Origin of the sequence: Pseudomonas sp. A2 (assembly GCF_023100865.1) — a bacterium.
Taxonomy (GTDB): Bacteria; Pseudomonadota; Gammaproteobacteria; order Pseudomonadales; family Pseudomonadaceae; genus Aquipseudomonas; species Aquipseudomonas asiatica.
Window position 1 is genome coordinate 5,232,474 of the sequence record NZ_CP039127.1, and the last position, 22,485, is coordinate 5,254,958.

18 protein-coding genes and 1 rRNA gene are annotated in these 22,485 nt (G+C 62.9%); 7 read left to right on the forward strand and 12 right to left on the reverse strand.

Going from position 1 to position 22,485, the window contains the following annotated elements; genetic code table 11:
• Window positions 1–4: 4 nt before the first annotated feature.
• Together E5221_RS24255 and E5221_RS24260 are read left to right on the forward strand one after the other, a co-directional pair.
• Window positions 5–628 (forward strand): lysophospholipid acyltransferase family protein, encoded by a 624-nt coding sequence (locus E5221_RS24255; protein ID WP_247846562.1) that lies wholly within the window; start codon window positions 5–7, stop codon window positions 626–628.
• A 1-nt stretch (window position 629) separates the two neighbouring features.
• A complete protein-coding gene (locus tag E5221_RS24260) occupies window positions 630–1,562 on the forward strand; it encodes a phosphatidate cytidylyltransferase (RefSeq protein WP_039613060.1) in 933 nt (310 codons plus the stop codon).
• A gap of 18 nt (window positions 1,563–1,580) precedes the next feature.
• Here E5221_RS24260 and E5221_RS24265 read toward each other — a convergent pair whose 3' ends face one another.
• From E5221_RS24265 to E5221_RS24275, 3 genes are all read right to left on the reverse strand, one after another.
• Window positions 1,581–1,988, reverse strand: coding sequence for a type II toxin-antitoxin system HicB family antitoxin (locus E5221_RS24265; protein ID WP_003258416.1), 408 nt, complete (start codon window positions 1,986–1,988; stop codon window positions 1,581–1,583).
• The gene (locus E5221_RS24270) at window positions 1,985–2,212 is read right to left on the reverse strand and encodes a type II toxin-antitoxin system HicA family toxin (RefSeq protein ID WP_003258415.1); all 228 of its coding nucleotides are present in this window, start codon (window positions 2,210–2,212) and stop codon (window positions 1,985–1,987) included. The genes E5221_RS24265 and E5221_RS24270 overlap by 4 nt, the downstream gene beginning before the upstream one ends.
• A 196-nt stretch (window positions 2,213–2,408) precedes the next feature.
• Window positions 2,409–2,684, reverse strand: a complete 276-nt coding sequence (locus E5221_RS24275) for a metal/formaldehyde-sensitive transcriptional repressor (protein WP_003258414.1) — start codon at window positions 2,682–2,684, stop codon at window positions 2,409–2,411.
• 70 nt (window positions 2,685–2,754) lie between these two features.
• Between E5221_RS24275 and dmeF the strand changes: the two genes are divergently transcribed.
• From dmeF to E5221_RS24295, 4 genes are all read left to right on the forward strand, one after another.
• A complete protein-coding gene (dmeF, locus tag E5221_RS24280; protein WP_247846563.1) occupies window positions 2,755–3,702 on the forward strand; it encodes a CDF family Co(II)/Ni(II) efflux transporter DmeF in 948 nt (315 codons plus the stop codon).
• A gap of 96 nt (window positions 3,703–3,798) precedes the next feature.
• The gene (locus E5221_RS24285) at window positions 3,799–4,143 is read left to right on the forward strand and encodes a cupin domain-containing protein (protein ID WP_003258412.1); all 345 of its coding nucleotides are present in this window, start codon (window positions 3,799–3,801) and stop codon (window positions 4,141–4,143) included.
• A 307-nt stretch (window positions 4,144–4,450) separates the two neighbouring features.
• Complete coding sequence (locus E5221_RS24290; protein ID WP_247846564.1) at window positions 4,451–4,939, forward strand: type VI secretion system tube protein Hcp; 489 nt, start codon at window positions 4,451–4,453, stop codon at window positions 4,937–4,939.
• A gap of 10 nt (window positions 4,940–4,949) precedes the next feature.
• Window positions 4,950–5,927, forward strand: a complete 978-nt coding sequence (locus tag E5221_RS24295; protein ID WP_247846565.1) for a hypothetical protein — start codon at window positions 4,950–4,952, stop codon at window positions 5,925–5,927.
• A gap of 480 nt (window positions 5,928–6,407) precedes the next feature.
• Here E5221_RS24295 and mmsB read toward each other — a convergent pair whose 3' ends face one another.
• Window positions 6,408–7,295 (reverse strand): 3-hydroxyisobutyrate dehydrogenase, encoded by an 888-nt coding sequence (gene mmsB, locus E5221_RS24300; protein ID WP_015271823.1) that lies wholly within the window; start codon window positions 7,293–7,295, stop codon window positions 6,408–6,410.
• 10 nt (window positions 7,296–7,305) lie between these two features.
• Window positions 7,306–8,832, reverse strand: coding sequence for a CoA-acylating methylmalonate-semialdehyde dehydrogenase (locus tag E5221_RS24305; RefSeq protein WP_061552497.1), 1,527 nt, complete (start codon window positions 8,830–8,832; stop codon window positions 7,306–7,308).
• 132 nt (window positions 8,833–8,964) lie between these two features.
• Here E5221_RS24305 and E5221_RS24310 point away from each other — a divergent pair, with 132 nt between their 5' ends.
• The gene (locus tag E5221_RS24310; RefSeq protein ID WP_247846566.1) at window positions 8,965–9,915 is read left to right on the forward strand and encodes a LysR family transcriptional regulator; all 951 of its coding nucleotides are present in this window, start codon (window positions 8,965–8,967) and stop codon (window positions 9,913–9,915) included.
• Between the two features lie 278 nt (window positions 9,916–10,193).
• Here the strand turns inward: E5221_RS24310 and E5221_RS24315 are convergent, their stop codons facing one another.
• From E5221_RS24315 to rrf, 7 genes are all read right to left on the reverse strand, one after another.
• Complete coding sequence (locus E5221_RS24315; RefSeq protein ID WP_247846567.1) at window positions 10,194–10,685, reverse strand: OmpA family protein; 492 nt, start codon at window positions 10,683–10,685, stop codon at window positions 10,194–10,196.
• Window positions 10,686–10,689: 4 nt separating this feature from the next.
• On the reverse strand, window positions 10,690–11,961 hold the full coding sequence (locus E5221_RS24320; protein WP_247846568.1) for a diguanylate cyclase: 1,272 nt from the start codon (window positions 11,959–11,961) through the stop codon (window positions 10,690–10,692).
• Window positions 11,958–12,524: a YfiR family protein gene (locus E5221_RS24325; RefSeq protein ID WP_123085736.1), complete on the reverse strand. Its 567-nt coding sequence runs from the start codon at window positions 12,522–12,524 to the stop codon at window positions 11,958–11,960. Before E5221_RS24325 ends, E5221_RS24320 begins: the two co-directional genes overlap by 4 nt.
• A 195-nt stretch (window positions 12,525–12,719) precedes the next feature.
• On the reverse strand, window positions 12,720–14,795 hold the full coding sequence (gene recD / locus E5221_RS24330) for an exodeoxyribonuclease V subunit alpha (RefSeq protein ID WP_247846569.1): 2,076 nt from the start codon (window positions 14,793–14,795) through the stop codon (window positions 12,720–12,722).
• A complete protein-coding gene (recB, locus tag E5221_RS24335) occupies window positions 14,792–18,469 on the reverse strand; it encodes an exodeoxyribonuclease V subunit beta (RefSeq protein ID WP_247846570.1) in 3,678 nt (1,225 codons plus the stop codon). Before recB ends, recD begins: the two co-directional genes overlap by 4 nt.
• Window positions 18,466–21,948, reverse strand: coding sequence for an exodeoxyribonuclease V subunit gamma (gene recC, locus E5221_RS24340; RefSeq protein ID WP_247846571.1), 3,483 nt, complete (start codon window positions 21,946–21,948; stop codon window positions 18,466–18,468). The genes recB and recC overlap by 4 nt, the downstream gene beginning before the upstream one ends.
• A gap of 303 nt (window positions 21,949–22,251) precedes the next feature.
• Window positions 22,252–22,367 (reverse strand): 5S ribosomal RNA (gene rrf / locus E5221_RS24345).
• Between the last annotated feature and the right edge of the window lie 118 nt (window positions 22,368–22,485).

Genomic DNA, 22,485 nt, shown 5'->3' on the forward strand with positions numbered 1-22,485 from the left:
ATCCATGCTCGCCAACCTGACCGCCTACCTCATCACTTCCGCCGCCCGCCTGATCACCGGTGCCCGCGCCCTGTGGCTGGGCTGCACGCCGCTGCCGGTGCAGCGCCTGTATTTCGCCAACCACAGCAGCCATGGTGATTTCGTACTGCTGTGGGCCTCGCTGCCGCAGCCGCTGCGCAAGCGTACCCGTCCGGTAGCCGGTGCCGATTACTGGGCCAAGCCGGGTATTCGCGATTTTCTTATCCGCAAGGTCTTCAACGGTGTGCTGATCAACCGGCAACACAGCGCCGGCCAGGGCAGCCCGTTGCAGCCGATCCTCGAAGCAGTGGCACAGGGCGACTCGCTGATCTTCTTTCCGGAGGGCACTCGCAATCTCGGCGACGAGCCGCTGATGCCGTTCAGGAGCGGGCTGTACCACCTGGCAGCAGCCAACCCCGAAGTCGAACTGGTGCCGGTATGGATCGCCAACCTCAACCGGGTGATGCCCAAGGGTCGTGCCTTGCCATTGCCGTTGTTGTGCACATTGAGCTTTGGCGAGCCGCTGCACCTGCAGGCGGATGAAAGCAAGCAAGCCTTTCTCGAGCGGACCAGCCAGGCCCTGCTGAACCTGGCCCCCAAGGATGCCTGAGATGGACGACAACACCCTTTCCCTGTTTGCCGGCATCGGCGCCCTGCTGCTGCTCGCCAGCGTGATCGGCCGCCTGCTCAAATGGCGCGCCGGCCCGGCACCGCACGCGGTGATCGACAACCTCAACGCCCGCATCAACGCCTGGTGGGTGATGGTACTGGTGATCGGCATCGCCTTCCTGTTCGGCAAGTATGGCGTGATCGTGCTGTTCTACGGCGTATCGTTCTATGCCTTGCGCGAGTTCATGACGCTCACCCCGACCCGGCGCAGCGACTACCCGGCACTGGTGGCGGCGTTCTATGTGGCGCTGCCGGTGCAATACGTGCTGATCGCCATGGACTGGTACGGGTTGTTCAGCATCTTCATCCCGGTGTACCTGTTCCTGTTGCTGCCGATCCTGGCCAGCTTCGGCGGCGACACCACGCGCTTTCTCGAGCGCGCCTCGAAGGTGCAGTGGGGGCTGATGATCGCGGTGTACTGCGTATCGTCGGTGCCGGCATTGATGACCCTGGACATCCCGGGTTACGAGGGCCGCAACCTGTTGCTGATTGCCTGGCTGATCCTTGTGGTGCAGATCAGCGACGTGCTGCAGTACGTGTGCGGCAAGCTGTTCGGAAAGCACAAGGTAGCGCCCAACCTGTCGCCATCCAAGACCGTCGAAGGCCTGGCCGGCGGCGTGGCGCTGGCCACCCTGATCGGCGCCATGCTGTGCTGGATCACCCCGTTCAGCTTCTGGCAGGCCGCACTGATGGCGTTAGCGGTGAACGCCATGGGCTTCTTCGGCGGGCTGGTGATGTCGGCGATCAAGCGCGACCGTGGGGTGAAGGACTGGGGGCACATGATCGAAGGCCACGGCGGCATGCTCGACCGCATGGATTCGGTGTGCTTTGCCGCGCCGGTGTTCTTCCACTTTGTGCGGTATTGGTGGGCGTAGCGAAAGTGAGCCTACCGATTAGTGCGAAAGGGCCAACTCTCGCAGTGCAGCCGAAGCCAGAAAACCGGAGCGGGACGCATAGCGATGATCACGCTTCACTTTTTCGTCGATTCGTTGAAGCAGGTTTTCCGGCAGCGTTGCATTGAAGCGAACCGCCTTACCCAGGTACGGGGTGACATCAAAATCCACAACGGCCCAGACCCCGCCTTCATAGTCAGGGTTTGCCACATGGACGTCGACTTCCTGTGCCTGCGGCAATGCCTCGTTATCTGCGACCAACCCTTCAAAATGTAGTGCCAGCGCTTCCTGAACATTCTCCAGTGCTTTTGCAACAGTGGCACCGGCGCTGAAGCAACCGGGCACATCAGGTACGGTCACGCCGTAGTCCGAGTCGGCGTCTTTGTGCAATACGACCGGGAATTTCATTGACTACCTCCGTTGATGCTCGTGCTGGCAGTGCCGTTGGCTTGTATCAAGCCAGCCTGCTTCAAGATGCTGCGTACTGTGCCCTTGGGGAGCTCACTCTTGGGATGAGGAACCGTGACTCGCCCCCTTTTTGTCGGATGCCTGAACTGGTAATGACTACCTTTCACATCAACCTGGTACCAGCCGTCGGCTTCAATAAGCTGGATAACTTCACGACTGCGCATTCATTCTTCCTCGGCAGTCGATGTGTATCATACACACCGAATTGACCAGAACAAAGCGCACTACACACTATGCACACGTATCGCGACCAGCGGACAGATTGGATGGCAAAGTAGGAACATGCCTTCTGACACGTAGGAAATCAGCAAGTACCATCGGGTACCAATACCTCCCTAGGGTATCGGTACCGCCGGTCTGCTACTTGAGGTACGACCGCAGCAACGTCGCCACCTTGTCCGCCTCGTCCTGCCGCTCCTCGGCACTCAGCCCGTCCGCCACCAGGTGTTCGCGGATATGCCCTTCCATCACTTCGGCCATCAGCCCGTTCACCGCACCGCGCACGGCGGCGATCTGCTGCAGTATCGCCAGGCAGTCCTTGTCCTGCTCCAGCGCTGTCTCCAGGGCGGCGGCCTGGCCTTTGATCTTGCGCACCCGGGTCAGCAGCTGCTTCTTGCTCTTCAGGGTATGTGCCATTGGGTTTCACACCATGCTAGGTATACTGGGGTATAGTATATTTCTCGACGTTCCGGGAGCATGATAAACCATGGCGACACAAACCTCAGACCGCTGGCAGCACAGCCACCAGTTCCATACCAGCAACCTGAGCGCCGAGCGCAAGACGCGCCTGGCCGTGTGGCTGACCGCAGTGATGATGGTGGCGGAAATTACCGGGGGCTGGTTCTTCAATTCCATGGCGTTGCTGGCCGACGGCTGGCACATGAGCTCCCACGCCCTGGCCCTGGGCCTGTCGCTGCTGGCCTATGCCGCCGCGCGGCGTTATGCCGGCGACCGGCGCTTTGCCTTCGGCACCTGGAAGATCGAGATTCTCGGCGGCTACTCCAGCGCCCTGCTGTTGCTGGGCGTGGCCGGGCTGATGGCATTCCAGTCGGTGCAGCGCCTGCTGGCACCGGGGCCGATCCATTATGACGAGGCGATCTTCATCGCCGCCGTGGGCCTGGCCGTCAACCTGATCTGCGCCTGGCTGCTGCGTGACGACCATCTCCATCACGATCACGATCTTCACCACCATGGCCACGACCATCACCATGACCATGGCCACCATCACCACGACCTGAACCTGCGCTCGGCCTACCTGCACGTGATGGCCGACGCAGCCACCTCGGTGCTGGCTATCGTTGCCCTGCTGGCCGGCAAGTACTGGGGCGCCGGGTGGCTCGACCCGGTAATGGGCCTGGTCGGTGCGCTGCTGGTGGCGCTGTGGGCTCGCGGGCTGCTGCGCGATACCGGGCGGGTGCTGCTGGATGCGGAGATGGACGCGCCGGTAGTGGAGGAAATCCGCGAGGTGGTCGCGCAGCTGCCGGTGCCGGCCAGCATCACCGACCTGCACGTGTGGCGCGTGGGCAAAGACCAGTACGCCTGCATTCTCGGCCTGGCCGCCCGGGCCGAACTCAGCGCCGACAGCGTGCGCATGGCCCTGGGCGTACACGAAGAACTGGCGCACATCACCGTCGAGGTCAACCGCCTGGCATAGCGCGACCAGACAGCTGGACGTCGAGCCCAGGCAACTGCGGCTCGGCCAATGGCCCTATGGTGACGAGTCATTCAGCCAGTCACCAGGAGTTGTGCCATGTCCGATTTCATCACCGTCCTGCGCGAAACCTGCCCGACGCCGGTCGTGGACGCCACCAAGTGGAAGCGCATCGGCGGCGATCCGCACACCGTCAACCTCAACGCCTACCTGTCGGCCGACGGCAGCAAGATCATGGGCACCTGGATCTGCACCCCGGGCAAGTTCGAGGTCAACTACGAGAAGTGGGAGTTCTGCCACTTCCTCGATGGCTACTGCATCATCACCCCGGAAGGCGAAGAGCCGAAGCACCTGAAAGCGGGTGATGTGTTCGTGATCGAACCGGGGATGAAAGGCACCTGGGAAGTGGTCGAGACCGTGCGCAAGTACTTTGTCTTTGCTTGATTCATAAGCGGACCTTGGTTTGGGTCATGTGGGATGAGTGAAAATTCCCACATGACTCTGCTCGCAATTCAACATGATGAATAAGGCAACCAGAAGTTAAGTAAACATCATCCTACTGCAAGGGTAACAGTTACATTTTTTGACATATAATTTCAGCTTTCCCCCTTCATTTGTAGTCCATTTCTGAACTGCACCTCTTCATTCCCTGAAGTATTGCCCCCGACTCATCGCAGGCCTAGGCTCTGCAAATCAGCCGGGTCACCGGGCAGCAATACCCAATTGATTCAATTGTCAGGGAGAAGAAAACATGGCTTTCGACGCCTACATTCAGATCGACAACATTCCAGGTGAAGCACTGGACGCGCAATACAGTAAATGGATCGAAGTGCTTGGCTACGATTTCGGCGTCAGCCAAAGCACATCTGCCACTGCAAGTTCTACTGGCGGAGCCACTTCCGGCCGTACCTCTGTCACCAACTTCACTTTCACCAAATACCTCGACAGTGCCAGTTGCAAACTGATGGAAGCCAGTTGCACCGGGCAGCACCTCAAGGAAGTGAAACTGGCACTCTGCCGCGCGGCTGGTGACAAACTCAAGTACTACGAAATAATCCTCGAGGAAGTGATCATCGCCGAATATTCGCAGAGCGTGGACACCGGCGTACCGCTTGAAGTAGTGCAGCTCAACTACGGCCGGATCAAGACCACCTATACCCAGCAGCGGCGCATTGATGGCGCCGGTGGCGGCAATATCGCCGGCGGCTGGGACCGGATCGGCAACAAGAAATACGCGTAAGGACAAGGCTATGTCTGAAGCCCGGGCGTTTCTCAATCTCAAGCTGCAAAACTATCATAGGCTGAAATCCGACCTGGCGCTGACCGGTCATTCCCTGGAAAAGTTTGACGTGCTGAATTCGCACATCGCCAATACTGTGGTCCGTAGCGGTGAACTTATCATCATCGGCGATCCCACCACGGCTTCCTGCACCAGCCAGGAAGCCTGGATGATGAGACAGGCGACGATTGCGCACATGGGGCTGATGCGCAACGGCCAAGGTGTGGATAACTTTTTCCTGGACAATTTCGAGACCTTGAAGAGCCTCATCGCGCATGCATCTGTGGGCGCTGGTGTAGTCAGTGAAGGGTGGAGCAAGCACCTGAAAGCTATCGAGGCCACCTTGATGGATATCGAGAAGCTGCATCAACAGCATCTCGGGTCAGGGGCCATGGAGGCTCGCGATCAGTTCTATGCAAAGCGTGCCGTCTTGTTCATGAAGTTGGATGAGCAGCTGAACAAGCTGGCGGCTTACGGTTCCGGGATAAGGAACAAGGGCTCGATCAAAAGGACGCTGGGGATATCCACAAAGAGTTATTTGCATACCGGCGAGATTGCAGGATATGCCAACAAAGTCTCAGGCGTGGCGACGGCTGCTAATTTGATCAAGAAAGGAACGTATGTAGGGATTGCATTAGACGTCGCTGCCACGGGCCTGGAGATACATAAAGCCTGTACGCTCGGACGCGAGGAGGAATGCAAAAAGGCGCAGTATGTCGAGGTTAGTTCATTAACCTTGGGTTTGTTGGGTACTACTGCTGGGGCAGCCAGTGGCAAGCTTATTCTTGGTGCTGCTTGCAGCGTGGTGTTTGGCGTAGCGACAGGTGGAACCGGAGCACTCGCTTGTGGGATATTCGGCGGTACAGTGGGGGGAATGGCAGGCGGAAAATTTGGGAATGAAGCAGGCGCCTGGGCTGGGGAACTTCTATACGAGGCAGTCGCAAAATGACAATCATGCACTGGATTTTTTTAGTCTACAGCATGACAGTCACAACTTTACTTTTCTTGAACCTGGCATTAACAATATATATCGCTCATCGCAAAATTGATTACATTGAAGGACTTTTATTAAATTGCAATGCAATAACCGGTGAAAAAAAACTCTGGCTACATGCTGGCTTGATGGGAAAATTCTTTCGACTAACGAATATATCATTCATACTGCTCATTCCTAAAATCTATGCACGAAAAAACCTCATTGACATCAAGGAAATAAATAATCTACCTTCAAAAATCAAGACCCTCCTAATCTTCATAGGCTCCTCGCTTTTGATATTGACTATCGCATTTTTTGGTTTGGGAATTTTCATGTATTACTTACCCCCCTTGCCTAAATAATGCTCAAAAAACATCGCAGTACGGGCCCCCTCCCCTCTGGTGCGCAGTTACAGAGGGAAGGCCGCCCGGCCCGCGATAAAGTCCTCGCTCGTCAATCCTTCTTGCGGTAACCCTCGACGATCGCCGAGAAGTCCTTGCCACCCTCGCCGCGCAGGCTCATGGCCTGATACAGCTGCTGGGCCACGGCCCCCAGGATCACCGGTTGATGCGCCTGGCGTGCAGCCTCGGTGGCCAGCCCCAGGTCCTTGAGCATCAGCTCGGCGCCAAAGCCACCGGTATAGCCACGCGATGCCGGCGCGGTTTCGATGATGCCCGGCCACGGGTTGTAGGTGTCCGAGCTCCAGCAACGCCCGGTCGAACTGTTGATGATGCCGGCCAGCACCTTGGTGTCGATGCCCAGCGCGTTGCCCAGGGCCATGGCCTCGGACACGCCGATCATCGAGATACCCAGCAGCAGGTTGTTGCAGATCTTGGCGATCTGCCCGGTGCCGACTTCACCGCAGTGCACGATGTTGCGGCCCATCTGCTCCAGTACCGGCTTGAGGGTGGCAAACAGCTCGGTGCTGGCACCGACCATGAAGGTCAGGGTGCCTGCCGCCGCGCCGCCGGTGCCACCGGACACCGGTGCATCGCCCATGTCCACGCCCTTGGCCGCTGCGGCCTTGGACACATCACGCGCCGTCTGCGGGTCGATGGTGCTGCAATCCACGGTCGGCGTGCCGGGGCGAATGCCCGCCAGCACACCGTCTTCGTTCAGGTACACGCTGCGCACATGGGCAGCAGCCGGCAGCATGGTGATCACCAGCTCGCTGTTGGCCGCCGCGTCCTTGGGCGACGGGCTGACCTGCCCGCCCAGTTCTGCCAGCTCGGCCAGCACAGCCTTGTTCAGGTCGAACAGGTTCAGTTGGTGCCCGGCCTTGATCAGGTTGCGGGCCATGGGTGCGCCCATGTTGCCGAGCCCGATGAATGCGATACGCATGACTCTCTCCTTAGCGCAGGCTGATGGTGGTGTTCACACCGTCGTTGACGCTGTCGTCATCGAACCAGCGGGCGGTGACGGTCTTGGTCTGAGTGTAGAACTGCACCACTTGCTTGCCGTACGGGCCGAGGTCGCCGAGCTTGGAGCCACGCGATCCGGTGAAGCTGAAGAACGGCACCGGGACCGGGATCGGGATGTTGATGCCGACCTGGCCGACGTCGATTTCGCTCTGGAACTTGCGCGCTGCCGCGCCACTCTGGGTGAACAGGCCGGTACCGTTACCGAACGGGTTGGCATTGACCAGGGCGATGGCCTCGTCAAGGGTGTCGACCTCCAGGGTCACCAGCACCGGGCCGAAAATTTCCTGGGTGTAGACCTGCATGTCGGTCTTCACGCCCGAAAACAGGGTCGGGCCAATGAAGTTGCCTTGCTCGTAGCCCGATACCGTGACGTCACGGCCGTCGAGTTCCAGCTTGGCGCCTTCCTTGATGCCACTTTCGATCAGACCCAGCACACGCTCCTTGGCGCGTTTGGAGACCACAGGGCCGACATCGGTGCCTGGCTCGCAGCCGGCATTGACCTTGAGCTTGCTGGCCGCTTCCTTGATATCCGGCAGCCATTCGCGGGCCTTGCCCACCAACACCGCCACCGAGGTGGCCATGCAGCGCTGGCCTGCTGCACCGAAGGCGGCACCGACCAGGGCGTTGACGGTTTGCGTGCGGTTGGCATCGGGCAGCACCACCGCGTGGTTCTTGGCGCCCATCATCGACTGCACGCGCTTGCCGTGCTGGCTGCCCAGGTTGTACACGTGGGTGCCCACTTCGGTGGAGCCGACGAAGGAAATCGCCTTGATGTCCTGGTGGGTGCAAATGGCATCCACCACTTGCTTGCCGCCGTGCACCACGTTGAGCACGCCAGCCGGTATGCCGGCTTCCAGCGCCAGTTCGACCAGCAGCATGGTCGACAGCGGGTCCTGCTCGGACGGCTTGAGCACGAAGGTGTTGCCGCAGACGATGGCCATGGGGAACATCCACAGCGGGATCATCGCCGGGAAGTTGAACGGGGTGATGCCAGCGCATACGCCGATCGGCTGGCGCAGGGTGTAGGTATCGACGCCGCCGGCAACGTTCTCGGCGAATTCGCCCATCTGCAGGGTGCCGATGGAGGCGGCGTGCTCGACCACTTCCAGGCCGCGGAAGATATCGCCTTCGGCGTCGGCCAGGGTCTTGCCCTGCTCGGCACTGAGGACCTGGGCGATGCGTTTGGTGTGTTCGCGGATCAGCGCCTGCAGCTTGAGCATGATGCGCATGCGCGCGCCGATCGGCGTGTTACGCCAAGTCTGGAAGGCGCGGTGGGCAGCGGCGACGGCTGCGTCGACTTCTTCGACGGTGGCGAACGGTACGCGCGCCAGCACCTCTTGGGTAGCCGGGTTGACGATGTCGCGCCATTCGGTGGTCTTGGACTCGACCCATTGGCCGTCGATCAGCAGCTTGACCTGCTCGATTTTGGTCTGGTTAGGGGATTGCGGTGCGTTCATCTGCGTTCTCCTTGGAATTATTGTCGGGACGAGATCGCCATTGCCGGGCAAACGCGAGGTGGCGTCCTGAGGCTTGTTTCGAGTATAGATGTGCAAACATCCAACAAGAACGCACAAAAAAACCGGATCATCATGCAAAAAGACCTTACATCCCTGAGCGCGCTCAACTGGGACGACCTGAAGTTCTTCCTTGAAGTGGCGCGTACGCGCAAGGCCAGCAGCGCCGCCAAGCGCCTGAGCGTGGACTACACCACTGTGTCGCGGCGCATCAGCTCGCTGGAGGGGGCGCTGGGCACCTTGCTGTTCGAGAAATCCCGGACCAACGGCTTTGTCCTCACCGCCGAGGGCCAGCGCTTGCTGGGCTATGCCGAGTCGATCGAGAGCACGCTGCACATGGCCTGCGAGCAGGTGTCCGGGTCGGGCGTGGCGTTGTCGGGGCATGTGCGCATGGGCTGCACCGAAGGCTTCGGCAGCTTCTTCGTCACCCCGCAGCTAAGCCACTTCGTCGATGCCTACCCGGCGATTTCGGTGGATATCCTGCCGCTGCCGCACTTCATCAGTCTGTCCAAGCGCGAGGCGGACATCGTCATCGCCCTGGAGCGGCCAGAGCATGGGCCTTATGTGTGCTGCAAGCTGTGCGACTACCGCTTGCGGCTGTACGCGACCCAGGACTACCTGGACCGCCATGCACCGATCAACCAGATCGCGGACCTGGCCAGGCACCCGTTCATCAGCTACGTAGACGACCTGGCATTCAGTTCGGAGCTGCTGTACCTGGCCAACCTGATCCCCAGCGCCAGCGCGCATTTGCGCAGTACCAGCGTGATTGCGCAGTACACGGCAGCGTTGCAGGGGCGTGGGCTGGCGATCTTGCCGTGCTTCCTGGCAGCACAGGACCCGCGGCTGGTGACGGTGTTGCCGGAAGAGATCGAAGTGACACGGCAGTTCTGGATGTATTGCCGGGAGGATTTGCGCAAGTTGAAGCGGATTACGCTGTTGTGGGACTACATCCGGGGGGCGACCGAGGCGAATGCGCCGTTGTTGATGGGGGAGACGCGGGAGATGCGGTTTGCTCAGGAATAAGGGGCTGCGTTGCAGCCCATCGCCGGCAAGCCAGCTCCCACAGATGCAGCGTTGATCTAGAGGTTGTCGCTGTACCTGTGGGAGCGGCCTTGTGTCGCGAAAGGGCAGCAGAGCAGCCCCGGCAATTTGTGCATCTGCGCTAAAACCCCGGGGGTAACACAGATAATGTGGGAGCGGGTTTACCCGCGAAGCAGACAACTCGGTGCATGGCACCGGCTTCGCCGGTGTTCGCGGGTGAACCCGCTCCACAGGGATATCTGATAGCACGTAGGCTGTGGTCAGTAGGAAGCCACCACAATGGATACCCGCCGGTTCTCGGTACGCCCGGCGCTGGTGCGGTTGTCCGCCACCGGCTGGCTGCTGCCCAGCCCGCGGGACTGGATGTTCTGCGCCGGCATGCCTACCCCGACCAGCGCCCTGGCAACGCTCTGTGCGCGGCGCTCGGACAGCTGCTGGTTATATGCCGCCTTGCCGGACGAGTCGGCATGCCCATCCACCCGCACCCCCTGGATGCCAACGCCGAGCAGCGCCTTGCCAATGCGTTCGACAATCGCCTGGCTCTGGCTGTTGAGGCTGTCCAGGTCGCTGCCGAACAGCACCTTGCCGGACAAATCGTAGGCCCAGCCTTCGTCGGTCGGGGTAAAGCCTTCACGCTTGAGCACGGCAATCTGCTCGGCGGACAGGCCTTTGGGCGGAGCGCTCTGGCAGCCGTTCAGCGCCAGCACGGCGAGCAACAAGGCCCAAAGGGGGAAACGCAAAGCCTGTATCACGGGTTCAACTCCTGTTCTTGATTTCGCTGGCGGACCGTTCCGTCTGCGCCACCTGCCAATGGCCACGGCGTTTGCGCTTGGCCTGGTACATCGCCGCATCGGCGGCATTCAGAAGACTGGCGGGGTCGGCGCCGTCATCCGGGTAATAGGCAATACCGACACTCAACGAGGTGGCGATGCTACGGCCACTGTCCAGCTGCACCGGCAACTTCATGCTGGCAACGATCTTCTCGGCAATGTGCTCGGCGTCCTGGCGCGAATGCAAAGGCGTCAGCAGCACGGCGAACTCATCGCCACCCAGGCGCGCCACAAGGTCGTGCTCGCGCAGTTGGGCACGAACGCGGTCGGCCACGCTGATCAGCACTTCGTCGCCCACCGCATGGCCGAGGGTGTCGTTGATCTGCTTGAAGTGGTCACTGTCGAGGAACAGCAGCGCCAGGTGATCCTTCTGCCGTTCGGCATTGCGCACGCTGCGGCTCAGGCGCCCCTGGAAGAAGGCGCGGTTGGGCAAGCCGGTCAGGCTGTCGTGGCTAGCCTGGTGGGCCAGGGTCTGGTTTTCGTTCTGCAGGTGGCTGTGCCATACCTCCAGCTCATCCAGCAGCGCGTTGAAGTCATTGCCCAGTTCGTTGAGCTCGGCAATCGGCGCCTCCGGCACGCGCCGGTCGAAACTGCGCTCGCGGCGGGCGGCGTGGGCAACACTGGCCAGGCCGCGCAGCGGGCGGACGATATCGCTTAGCAGACGCCGCGACAGGTACTGGGCAGCCAGGGCGCTGAGCACCGTGCAGAACAGGATGCCGGCCAGCCCGCTGAACAAGAACAGCAACAGGCTTCGCCCCTGGCCAACCAGCTCGATGCGCCCGACCTGCTGTTGCTGGTGCGTGATCGGCAGGTTGATCGGCTCATCCAGCAAGGCGGTGGCCACCTGTGCCTCCAGCCGCGCGAGCACGCCGGTATCACTGCGCTGCCAATGCGCCAGCTGCTCGCCTTCGTTGTTGAAGACCCTGGCTTCGGCCACTTCCTCGGTACTGGCAATCAGCGCCAGCGACTCATTGGCCGCAGCGCTGTCGTCAAACACCACCGCCGCTTCCACGGTGTAGCTGATCGAGCGGGCGATCAGGTGCAGGTTGTCGTTGGCGTAGACACGCAGGGCGAGCACGCCCAGCAGGGTCAGGGATATGCCGGCCAGGCCCACGGCGAGCAAGGCGACGCTGAGGTGGCCACGGCCCAGCACCGAGCGCAGGGTCGGGCGCACGCCGCGCTTGCGCGTTGGTTTCATGGTTGCACCGCCCGGCGCCGCGACAATTGCAGCACGCTGGGATGAATGTGCACGCCGGAGCGAGCCACCGAGTCCAGGTTGACTTCAAAGGCTACCTGCTGGTCGCTGACCCGCAAGCAGAACAGGCTACCGACCGTGCACGGGTCGTCTGCCTCGCTGATGCTCAGCACCGGGTGGCCACTGACGCGCTCGAACAGCCGGTCGCGCTGGCCCTGGTCGAGTTTGCCAATGTAGATGGCGTCGCAGGCCTGGGCGACCTGGCTATCGTCTGCCAGCAGCCGCCGCACCTGCAGCGGTCGGCCAGACTCCTGCACATGGCCTTTGATCAGGTCATCGGCGTATTCGGTCGGGCCGACCAGGCACAGGCGCAAGGGCGAAGGTTCGACGGGCCAGCGGGCGTAGCTGAAGATGCCCAGCACCACTTGGGTGACCGCCTTGGCACGTTGCTGCACCTGGGCGGCAGTCATGGCGGAGTCTGCCTGGGCCGGGCCTGCGGAAAGGAACAGGGCGGCCAGCAATAGCGAAAGCACACAGCTCGTCACTCGCCTTGCGGCCACGTTCATGTGGGAAATCTCTTAAGGCCCTTTCCGATATCGGCGCAACGATAGCACATGGCCGCATCAATGTAGGTACGAGCAGCTTTGTGCATGGGGATTGATGGCCCCATCGCCGGCAAGCCAGCTCCCACAAGGACTCCACAGCCCTTGAAAACTGCGCTGCACCTGTGGGAGCTGGCCGGCGATAGGGCCTTATCGGTCCTACACCTGCTCCAGCATCAACCCGGAAATACGCCGCACCTTGCGCGCCACCGCCTCTTCGAAAATACCCTGACGAGGCTCAACCAGGCTGAAGCAATGCTTGGCGCGGGTGATGCCGGTGTATACCAGCTCCTTGGTCAGCACCGGGTTGAGCGCATCCGGCAGCACCAGCGCGGTGTGGCTGAACTCCGAGCCCTGGGACTTGTGCACGGTCATGGCGAATACCGTTTCCACTTCGTTCAGCCGGCTGGGCAGGACGAAGCGCACGCCCCCACTGCCGTCGTTACGCGGGAAGGCCACGCGCAGTAAGGGTTCGCCGCGCTCGTCCGGCAGGCGCAGGGCGATGCCGATGTCACCGTTCATCAGGCCCAGGCCATAATCGTTGCGGGTTACCAGCACCGGGCGCCCTTCGTACCATGGCTGCTGGCTGTCGATCAGCCCGGCATTGTGCAGCACCCGTGCCACCCGCTCGTTGAGGCCTTCGACACCCCAGGCGCCGCGGCGTACCGCACACAGCAGCTGGAAGTCCTCGAAGCTGTGCAGCACCTTGCCCGCCCATTGCTCCCACGCGGGGTCGTCAACGGCGGTATCGAGTGCAGGGCGGAAGCGGCCAAGGGTGCGCAGGTAGCTGCGATAACCCTGCGGGCCGTCGCTGCCGCGATTCAGGCCGTCGAGCAGCAGGCGGTCGAAGGCGCGGTCCTGTTCGTGCTTCAGGGCCAGGCTATACACATCGGGCGGCGGCGCGGCCAGCAGGTTGCGCGCCGCATGGGAGTCCTGGCGGTTGACCAGCCGGGCCAGCTGGCCAATGCCGCTGCCTTCGCCGAAACGCCGCGAGAAGCGCAGCATCACCACCTGCTGGGCCAACGGGTTGCGTTGCTCATCGCCGGCCTTGAGGCCGCTGCCCGCCAGCGACTCGCCACCGATCTGCTCCAGCCATGCCTCGGTCGCCGACGAGTAACAGCCCTCCTCGGCATCCCGGCACAGGTCACCCAGTACCGCACCGGCTTCGACCGAGGCCAGCTGGTCCTTGTCGCCCAGCAGTACCAGACGTGCCCGTGGCGGCAGCGCATCGAGCAGGTTGGCCATCATTTCCAGGTCGATCATCGACGCTTCGTCGACCACCAGCACGTCCAACGGCAGCGGGTTGCCGGCATGGTGGCGGAAGTGCCGGGAACCGGGCCGGCTGCCGAGCAGGCGGTGCACGGTGCTGACCTCGGTGGGGATCTGCCCGCGCACCTCGGCGCTGACCTGCAGGCGCTCGACCTGCTGGCCAATGGATTCGGTCAGGCGCGCGGCCGCCTTGCCGGTCGGCGCGGCCAGGCGAATGCGCAATGGCCTGCCCTGCTCCACCGCCGGCGCCTGCAGCAAGGCCAAAAGGCGTACCACGGTGGTTGTCTTGCCCGTGCCGGGGCCGCCGGTGATGATGCTGAAGCCTGCGCGGGTGGCAAGGGCGCAGGCGAGTTTCTGCCAGTCCACCTGGCCAGCCGGCGTACCACCGTCAAACAGCTGCGCCAGGCGGCCACGCAAGTCGGCCGGGGGCGCCTCGGACTGGGTCAGGCGCTGGCGAAGTGTATGGTCGATGCGCCGCTCGTAACTCCAGTAACGGCGCAAGTACAAACGCTCGCCGCTTAGCACCAGAGGCCGCGCTTGCTGGCCCGAAGTATCGCCGGCGGCCACTAGCGGACTGGCGGCAATGCGCTGGCGCCAGGCGTGCAGGTCGAGGTTGGCGAGCAACTGCGAAGGCAGCAGCAAGGGGCCGGTCAAGGCGTCGCCTTCAGGCGGCAAGGACAGGGCGAAATCGGGCTCGGCCAGGGTCTGCTGCAGGTCCAGGCAGACATGGCCGTGGCCCAGTTGGTGGCTGGCCAGGGCAGCGGCCAGCAACAGCAGTGGGTCGCTACCGGGGGCTCGCTCCTCCAGGAACGATACGAACGCTCGGTCCAGGGCACGCAGCCAGCCGCGCTCTACCCAGCGGTCGAGCAGTTGCAGCAGGTCACCGCTGTCATGCTGCGGCGCCAATGCAAGCAGGTGCTCGGCGTGCAGCGGGGTGGGCAATAGGTCGACTAGGCTTCGGCTCATATCACGGCTCCGGCAAACAGGTCCTGCTGCACGGGCGGGTGCTCACCACGGAACAGCGCATCGAGGCTTTCGATCAGCTCACGCGGTGGCTTGGCGTGGTAAACGCCGTGGCCGCTGCTGCTGGCACCTCGCAGGAAGATGAACAGGGCGCCGCCGACATGGCGGTCGTAGTCGTAGTCAGGCAGGCGGGCGCGCAACTGCCGATGCAGGGCCAGCAGGTACAGCACGTACTGCAGGTCGTAGCGATGTTCGAGGATGGCCTTTTCCATGGCCGGGGCATCGTAGGCCTGAATGTCCGGGCCCAGCCAGTTGGACTTGTAGTCGGTCACGTAGTAACGCCCGTCCAGCTCGAAAGCCAGGTCGATGAAACCTTTGAACATGCCATTGAGCACGGTCGGCTGAGCCGCCGGGCGTGCCAGGCCGGGGTGGGTGTGGCGTGCCACCAGGCGGTCGAGCTGTTCGGCATCGACCTGGTGGCTGGCGAACCAGAACTCCATTTCGATCTGGTAGTGGCGCAGTTGCCCAAGCGTCACACCGAGGTCGTTGCCCGGCAACGGCAGCGCTTCGCCCAGCAGACGCTGCAGCCAGTGCGTCAGGGTGGGAATCCAGCCGGTCCAGTCGCGACGGTTGCAGCGCTGGCCAACGGTTCGCTCGATCAGCCGTGCATTGCCGCTGACCTGGCTGAAGCCCTCGCGGCCAACCCACTCCAACAAGCCATGCAGGAAGGTGCCGGGGTTGGGCCCGCGCGGGAAGCGGTGAATATCGCCACTGTCGGCCGGGACCTCGCGCAGCACCTGGGTATCGACCACTTCATCATCCAGTAACTGCTGGGCCTGGGAGCTGTCGGCACCGAGGGTCTGGTCGCCGACGCGCAGGGCACTGTACGAGGCAATCCACCAATGCTCGGCGCCCGCCGCGCGGCGCGGCTTGCGGGCAGGCAGCAGCTCATGCTCGGTGTGCGGCATGCGATATACCTGCTCATCTGCCGGCGGTAGGCCCGGGCAGCTGATGTGCGGGCAAGTTGCAGCCAAGGCCTGCAACCAGTCTGTCAGTTGTTGCGAGCCCGGCAGGGCGAGGCCGCCTCCCAGCAGATAGCCGAACGCCGAGCGGTGCAGTTGCGAGCTCTTCTGGTTGCCCCGCTTGAGGTCGGCGACACCCAGCCAGCAGGCATGCTGGGCACGGGTCAGGGCCACATAGAGCAGGCGCAGGTCTTCGGCCAGGCGCTCGTCGTCGGCGCGGTCGATCTGTTCCTGGTCTGGTGTGAGGGTGAGATGGGCGTTGCCCTGGCTATCATGCCAGGCCAGCGGCAGGCGGCTGCCGTCCACTGGTTTGCTGGTGCAGATGAACGGCAGGTAGACCAAGGGGTATTCCAGGCCCTTGGATTTGTGGATGGTCACCACTTTCACCAACTGCTCGTCACTCTCCAGGCGCAGGATCTGCTCTTCACCAGCCTGGCCGGAACTGGCCAGGTGCTCGGCCAGGTGGCGGATCAGCGCCTGTTCGCCGTCCAGTTCGCCGGCGGCCTGTTGCAGCAGCTCGGCCAGGTGCAGCAGGTTGGTCAGCACCCGCTCGCCATCGCTGCGGCGGATCAGCGTGCGCGGCAGCTGGAAGTCATGCAGCAGGTGCCGCAGCATCGGCAACACGCCCTGACGCTGCCAGGTGTCGCGGTAACGACGAAAACGCATGACCCAGTCTTCCCAGACCCGCTCGTCCTGGTTCAGGCGGTCCAGCGCAGCCAGCGACAGGTCGAGGGTAAGGCTGGCCAGGGCGGCCTTGAGCAGGCGCTCAGAGTCGGGTTCGGCACAGGCCTTTAGCCAGGCCAACAGGTCGTGGGCTTCCTGGGCGGCGAATACCGAGTCCTTGTCGGACAGGTACACACTACGCACCTCGCGCGCGGCAAGCTCGGCGCGGACCATCTGCGCTTCATGGCCATCGCGCACCAGGATGGCGATGTCCGATGGCAGGCACGGGCGTAGTTCGCCCTCGGCATTCTGGAAGCCAGCCGTGCCTTGCTGGCCGCCATTGAGCAAGGCGACGATATGGCTGGCGCAACTGGCTGCCAGCTGCTGCCGGTAAACGCTGCCGGAGACCGGCTCTTCGCTTTCCAGATGCCAGCATTGCAGGGCTGCGCAGGCTTCACCGTCGATCAACAGCTGTTCGCCACGGCCTTTGGCGCGGACCTCGATGAACGGCAGCGGGTTGTCATCAGCCTCGCGGAACAGGAATGCGCCACGCCCTGCCTCACGCGCCTCGGCCTGCAGGAACACCTGGTTGACCGCCGCGACCATGGCCTTGCTGGAGCGGTAGTTGGTGTCCAGGCTGTGCAGGCGACCACTGGTGGCACGGCGGGCAGCAAGGTAGGTGTAGATGTCGGCGCCACGGAAGGCATAGATCGCCTGCTTGGGGTCGCCGATCATGAACAGGCCGGTCTCGGCGCGGTTTTCGCTGATCTGGTAGATGCGCTCGAAGATGCCGTACTGCACCGGGTCGGTGTCCTGGAACTCGTCGATCAACGCCACCGGGAACTGTTCGCGGATCAGGCTGGCCAAGCGCTCGCCAGCCTCGCTGGCCAGGGCGTGCTGCAGGCGCAGGAGCATGTCGTCGAAGCCCATTTCCGCACGCCGACGCTTCTCCACTTCGAAGCGTGCCGCTACCCAGTTGGCGGCATGCTCGAGCAATGGGGCATCCGGGCTGTCCAGGGCCTGCAACTGTTGCTGCAAGCTCTGCATGGCATTGAGGGCGGGGTGCTCGGGGGGCTCGCCCTTCCAGGCTTCGGCCATGCCCGCTGGGGTCAGGCGGGTAAAGCCGGTGCCCAGGTCAAGTTCCACCAGTTGTTCGTCTGCGGCCCAGGCGCAGAGTTTGTCGAACCAGGGCTCGAAGTAACGGGCCTGCATCTTGCGGCCATCGACCTGTTTGGCGGCCAGTGCATCACGGCAGATCTGGCGCAACTCCTCGGCCCATTGCGCCCAAGGCGCCTTGAGCCGGGCCAACTGCTCGCCACGCTGCTGCAGCGATGCCTGGATCAGTGCCGCCGGCTCGGGCCCATCGTGCTGGACGCGCACGCGACCGAACAGCGGGCGGATCCGCGGCAGCAAGGCGTCGGGGCTGCCCCAGTGGCCACGCACCCAGGCCAGCGCGTCGCCTTGCATGCCGTAGCAGAAGCGCCGCCAGTAGTCGCGCATGACCTGACCCAGCAGTTCGCTGTGGTCTGTTTCCAGGGTCTGGGTGAACAGGCTGCCGCTGTCGAAGGCATGTTCGCGCAGCATGCGCTGGCACCAGCCGTGGATGGTCGATACCGCTGCCTCGTCCATCCACTGCACGGCGATTTCCAGGCGCCCGGCACAGCGTGGCCAGGCTTCTTCCGGATAGTCGTCACGCAGTTGGTGCAACAGCGGGTCGGCCGCCTCCAGCTCGCCACGGAAGAACCGCGCAGCTTCGGCCAGGCGGGCGCGAATACGTTCGCGCAGCTCTTTGGTGGCGGCGTCGGTGAAGGTCACCACGAGGATCTGCGGTGGTAGCAGCTCGCGGTTGAAGCCCTGCTCGCCACCGTGACCGAGGATCAGACGCAGGTACAGCGCCGAAATGGTGAAGGTCTTGCCCGTGCCGGCACTGGCCTCGATCAGCCGGCTGCCATGCAGGGGGAAACTCAGTGCCAGGGGACGGTCCTGGGTCATGCGCCTTTCTCCGGGTTGCCCAGGGTCTGCCACGGGGCGTTGAACAATGGGCGGTACAAGGCTTCGCACCAGCCTTCGAAGGTTTCATCAGCGGTGAGTGCGGCAAAGTCGCGGAACTGCCGGGCCAGGGCGATGCTTTCACTGCGCTCGCCGAAGCTGGTGCTCTGGTCGCCTTCGTAGGCGCGGGCGGCAGCAGCCAGGGCTTTGTCGCTATCGTCCTGGGCCAGCCAGGCGAACGCGGTCTTGGCCGCGACCGGCAACGGCGCATTCATCGCCGCCTGACGGGCTACCAGCAGGTCGCCCAGCAATTGCGCCGCCTGCGCTTGCGGCAGTGGCTCAAGCAGCAGGGTCAAGTCGCTGGCCACCAGCGCGCTGTTATAGGGGTAGCCCGCCGCGCAGGCCGCCAGGTGCGTGACCCAGGGCGCGATCAGGCGGTGCCACTTGAGGGCGTTACGCCCGGCACTGATAGTGTTGGGTACGGTGGTGATGCTGAGCAGGCTCTGGTCATCTGCCTGGAATACCCGCCCAAGCCACCCTTCGAGGCGGTGCGGGCCGTGCTCGAAATGCACGGGCAATGCCCCCTCGACCAGCTGCGGCCAGCGTTGCAATAGCTGGCGGTGGCGTTGCAGCAAGTCTGGCAGGGGCTCGATCAGCTCGCGCTGCAGCAGTTCGCCGAAGCCGGCCAGTGGCAGCACGCCACAGGCCTGCAAGCGCCGGGCTTGTGCCTGCAGGGCCTGTTCGGCATTGTCCGGCTCGGCCAGCGCTGCACCCAACAGGCTTTCACTGGCGCCGTATCGTTGCAGGGTATCGAGGACGAAGGGTTCCTCGTCCGGGGTCGGTGCTTCCAGCGCTTCGAAGTACACCTTCAGACGCTGGCTGAAGAAATGCCGCACCGGGTGGCGCAGGAAGTCATTCAGCTGGGTCAGGCTCAAGGCCTCCTCGTCATGGTATGGCGGCAGGACGTGGTCAGCCTGCTGGTCCTCCTGGCCCTGCTGGTGCAACACCTGCCATTCGTGGGCAAAGCTGAACAGCGGGCTGCCCTTCTGGAAGTAGCGTGAACTGAACGGTTGCAGCGGGTGCTCCTGGGTCAGTGCGTGCAGCAGTTGCTCGCCCGGTTCTGCCGGCTGCCCCTGCTCCGCGCCTGCCAGCTGCCAGCCGGCTGCAAGGTGATCGCGCAACTGGCCGATGAGCACCGAGGCCGGGCGTTCGCTGTTGTCGCGGATACTGCGCCCGACCCAGCTGACATACAGCTGGTCGCGGGCCGACAACAGCGCTTCGAGCAGCAGGTAGCGGTCATCCTCACGGCGCGAGCGGTCACCGGGGCGGTAGTCGCTGGCCATCAGGTCGAAGTCCAGCGGCTGCTGGGCGCGGGGATAATCGCCATCGTTCATGCCCAGCAGGCAGACCACCCGGAACGGGATGGCGCGCATCGGCATGAGGGTACAGAAGTTCACCGAGCCGGCGAGGAAGCGCTGGGACAACTTGCCCTGGTCGAGGCCCGACAGCCAGGCTTCGCGCACCACGGTCAGCGGCAATGAGTCTTGCAGGCCGACGGCCTCGCACACCTCAAGCCAGCTATCACGCAGATCCTGCAACTGCATCAGCAGGAACTCGTCGCGCTCGCCCTCGGCCAGGAAAAACACTTGCAGCAAGGCATGCAGGCGTTCCCCCCACTGGCTGACAGTGGCAGGCTCGGACAAGGCCTTGCTGGCTACTTCGAGGGCGTCGAGCAAGGCGACCAGCGGGCCGATCAGCGCCGCATCCAAGCCACCGATTTCATCGTAGGGTTCGATGCCGTCACAGGCCTCACCCACGCCGACGGCATAACCCAGCAGCATGCGCCGCAGGCCGAACCGCCAGCTGTTCTGTTCCAGCCCAGCGGGCAAGCCCAGGCTGGCCCGCTGCTCGGCATTGAGGCCCCAGCGGATGCCGGCCCCCTCGATCCAGCGGTGCAGCGTGGGCAGGTCGTTTTCGCGTATGCCGAAACGGGCGCGGACTGCCGGCACATCCAGCAGGTCGAGCACTTCGCTGACCGCGAAGCGGCTGTCCGGCAGCTTGAGCAGGTGTTCGAGGGCAATCAGCAAGGGTTCGCGGCCACGTTGGCCCTGGTCGGTCAGGGTGAACGGGATGTAGCGCGGATCGTTGCGCTGCAACTGGCCGAATACGGCGCGAATATGCGGCGCGTAGGTATCGATGGCCGGCAGCATGACGATCACGTCACGTGGGCGCAGGGTTGGGTCGGCGCTGAACCGGGCCAGTAGCTGATCGTGAAGGATCTCCACTTCGCGTTGCGGGCTATGGGCGATGTGGAAGCGGATCGAGCGGTCCTTCGCTGGGTCGACTGGATGCCACTGCTCACGAGTTTCGGCGAGCGGACGCAGTTCAAGGATGTCGTCCTGCAACTGGTTGAGCAGCGTGGTGGGCGAGCCCTCACTGAATAGGTCGATGCGACCGTCGCTGAACACGCCCTGGTAACTGCTGGGGTCATCGTAGCTGTCGAGCAGGTTGATGTAATCGCGGCCTTGTTTGCCCCAGGCGGCCAGCAAAGGGTGGGCATGCTGGTGCAGCGACTGGTCGTCCAGTTGCAAGGGCATGCCCTGCTTGCGTTGCTGGCGCTTGTACTGGTGGCGCAGCAGGTCCTTGTCGGCAACGATATCGGCCCAGTGGTGGCGGCAGGGGTTGTGCACGCACAGTAGCACCTGGCTGAAGCGTGCCAGGCCGGCCAGTGCCTCGAGGGCCTGGGCTGGCAGCGATGAGATACCGAATACGATCACCCGGGCCGGCAGACCGGCAGGTGCCTGCTCCAGGCTGTTGATCCGTTCGATGAAGCGTTGATGTACGCCGGCACGGCTCTGCGCCATGCCCTGCTCACCAACATCCTCCAGCAATGCACGCCACAACTCGGCCTGCCAGCGGTTGCCCGGGGGCAGCGCCTTGCGTTCACCGCGGGCGGTGTTGAGGATGTGCTCGCCAGCGGCCCAGTCCTTGAGCCAGTCGGCGCGGTAGACCTGATACTGGTCGAACAGGTCGGCCAGGCGCTCGGCGAGCTGATAGCGCTTGCGCAGGTCGCTGTCGTCGGTGAGAAAGCGTCGCAGCGGTTCGAAGTGAGGACGTTCGATCAAAGCCGGGAGCAGACGCATCAGACGCCAGGTCAGCGGTGCCTTGTCGAGCAGGGAGACTTCGGGAATTTCATCACGGCCCAGCACGCTGCGGTACAGCTGCCACATGAAGCTGCCTGGTAGTTGCACGTCGATGGCGGCGGCGATGCCACAGCCGCCCTGGTCATCGTCCTGAGGGTCTTCGGCAAGCGCCAGTTTGAGCCATTGGGCGATGCCATTGCTCTGCACCAGGGCGATTTCGTTTTCCAGAGGTGCCAAGGGATAGCGACGCATCCAGCTCACCACCAAGCTGCGCAGGTCGTCGAGGCGGTTGCCGTGGACGATCATGAAGCCGGGGTGAAGGTGGGTGGTGTTGGGCATCGGGAGGTCTCTGGCTGGCGCTGGGGGCTGAGGGGAAACGATATCACGCAGGTACGATACGGAGAGTATGGCGCAGTGCCATTAGCCGATTGACAAGGCATCGGTGGAACCCTGTTAGCGGCCTTGCGCCGTCCCTGTGGGAGCGGCTTTAGCCGCGAAGCAAGCGACGCGGTGGATGGCACCGGCTTTGCCGGCATTCGCGGGTGAACCCGCTCCCACAGGGACTGCGTATGCCCGGGAATTTTTGCGCCACAAAGACAAAACCCCTACCTGCATGCGCAGATAGGGGTTTTGCGAAATGAATCTTGACGATGACCTACTCTCACATGGGGAAACCCCACACTACCATCGGCGATGCATCGTTTCACTGCTGAGTTCGGGATGGGATCAGGTGGTTCCAATGCTCTATGGTCGTCAAGAAATTCTGTTGCCAGAATGTCCAGATGGACAGCCCAGCGAATTCGGATATGCGATATTTGTGATGTTGCGAACTTTCGGTTGTTTCGTCTTCACCACCGCAATCTGCGCTAGCAAATT

Bases quoted from the DNA above. Each gene is read 5' to 3' on its own strand.
- E5221_RS24255 (WP_247846562.1), top strand. From the start codon at position 5: ATGCTCGCCAACCTGACCGCCTACCTCATCACTTCCGCCGCCCGCCTG.
- E5221_RS24260 (WP_039613060.1), top strand. From the start codon at position 630: ATGGACGACAACACCCTTTCCCTGTTTGCCGGCATCGGCGCCCTGCTG.
- E5221_RS24265 (WP_003258416.1), bottom strand. From the start codon at position 1,988: ATGAAATTCCCGGTCGTATTGCACAAAGACGCCGACTCGGACTACGGC.
- E5221_RS24270 (WP_003258415.1), bottom strand. From the start codon at position 2,212: ATGCGCAGTCGTGAAGTTATCCAGCTTATTGAAGCCGACGGCTGGTAC.
- E5221_RS24275 (WP_003258414.1), bottom strand. From the start codon at position 2,684: ATGGCACATACCCTGAAGAGCAAGAAGCAGCTGCTGACCCGGGTGCGC.
- dmeF (WP_247846563.1), top strand. From the start codon at position 2,755: ATGGCGACACAAACCTCAGACCGCTGGCAGCACAGCCACCAGTTCCAT.
- E5221_RS24285 (WP_003258412.1), top strand. From the start codon at position 3,799: ATGTCCGATTTCATCACCGTCCTGCGCGAAACCTGCCCGACGCCGGTC.
- E5221_RS24290 (WP_247846564.1), top strand. From the start codon at position 4,451: ATGGCTTTCGACGCCTACATTCAGATCGACAACATTCCAGGTGAAGCA.
- E5221_RS24295 (WP_247846565.1), top strand. From the start codon at position 4,950: ATGTCTGAAGCCCGGGCGTTTCTCAATCTCAAGCTGCAAAACTATCAT.
- mmsB (WP_015271823.1), bottom strand. From the start codon at position 7,295: ATGCGTATCGCATTCATCGGGCTCGGCAACATGGGCGCACCCATGGCC.
- E5221_RS24305 (WP_061552497.1), bottom strand. From the start codon at position 8,832: ATGAACGCACCGCAATCCCCTAACCAGACCAAAATCGAGCAGGTCAAG.
- E5221_RS24310 (WP_247846566.1), top strand. From the start codon at position 8,965: ATGCAAAAAGACCTTACATCCCTGAGCGCGCTCAACTGGGACGACCTG.
- E5221_RS24320 (WP_247846568.1), bottom strand. From the start codon at position 11,961: ATGAAACCAACGCGCAAGCGCGGCGTGCGCCCGACCCTGCGCTCGGTG.
- E5221_RS24325 (WP_123085736.1), bottom strand. From the start codon at position 12,524: ATGAACGTGGCCGCAAGGCGAGTGACGAGCTGTGTGCTTTCGCTATTG.
- recD (WP_247846569.1), bottom strand. From the start codon at position 14,795: ATGAGCCGAAGCCTAGTCGACCTATTGCCCACCCCGCTGCACGCCGAG.
- recB (WP_247846570.1), bottom strand. From the start codon at position 18,469: ATGACCCAGGACCGTCCCCTGGCACTGAGTTTCCCCCTGCATGGCAGC.
- recC (WP_247846571.1), bottom strand. From the start codon at position 21,948: ATGCCCAACACCACCCACCTTCACCCCGGCTTCATGATCGTCCACGGC.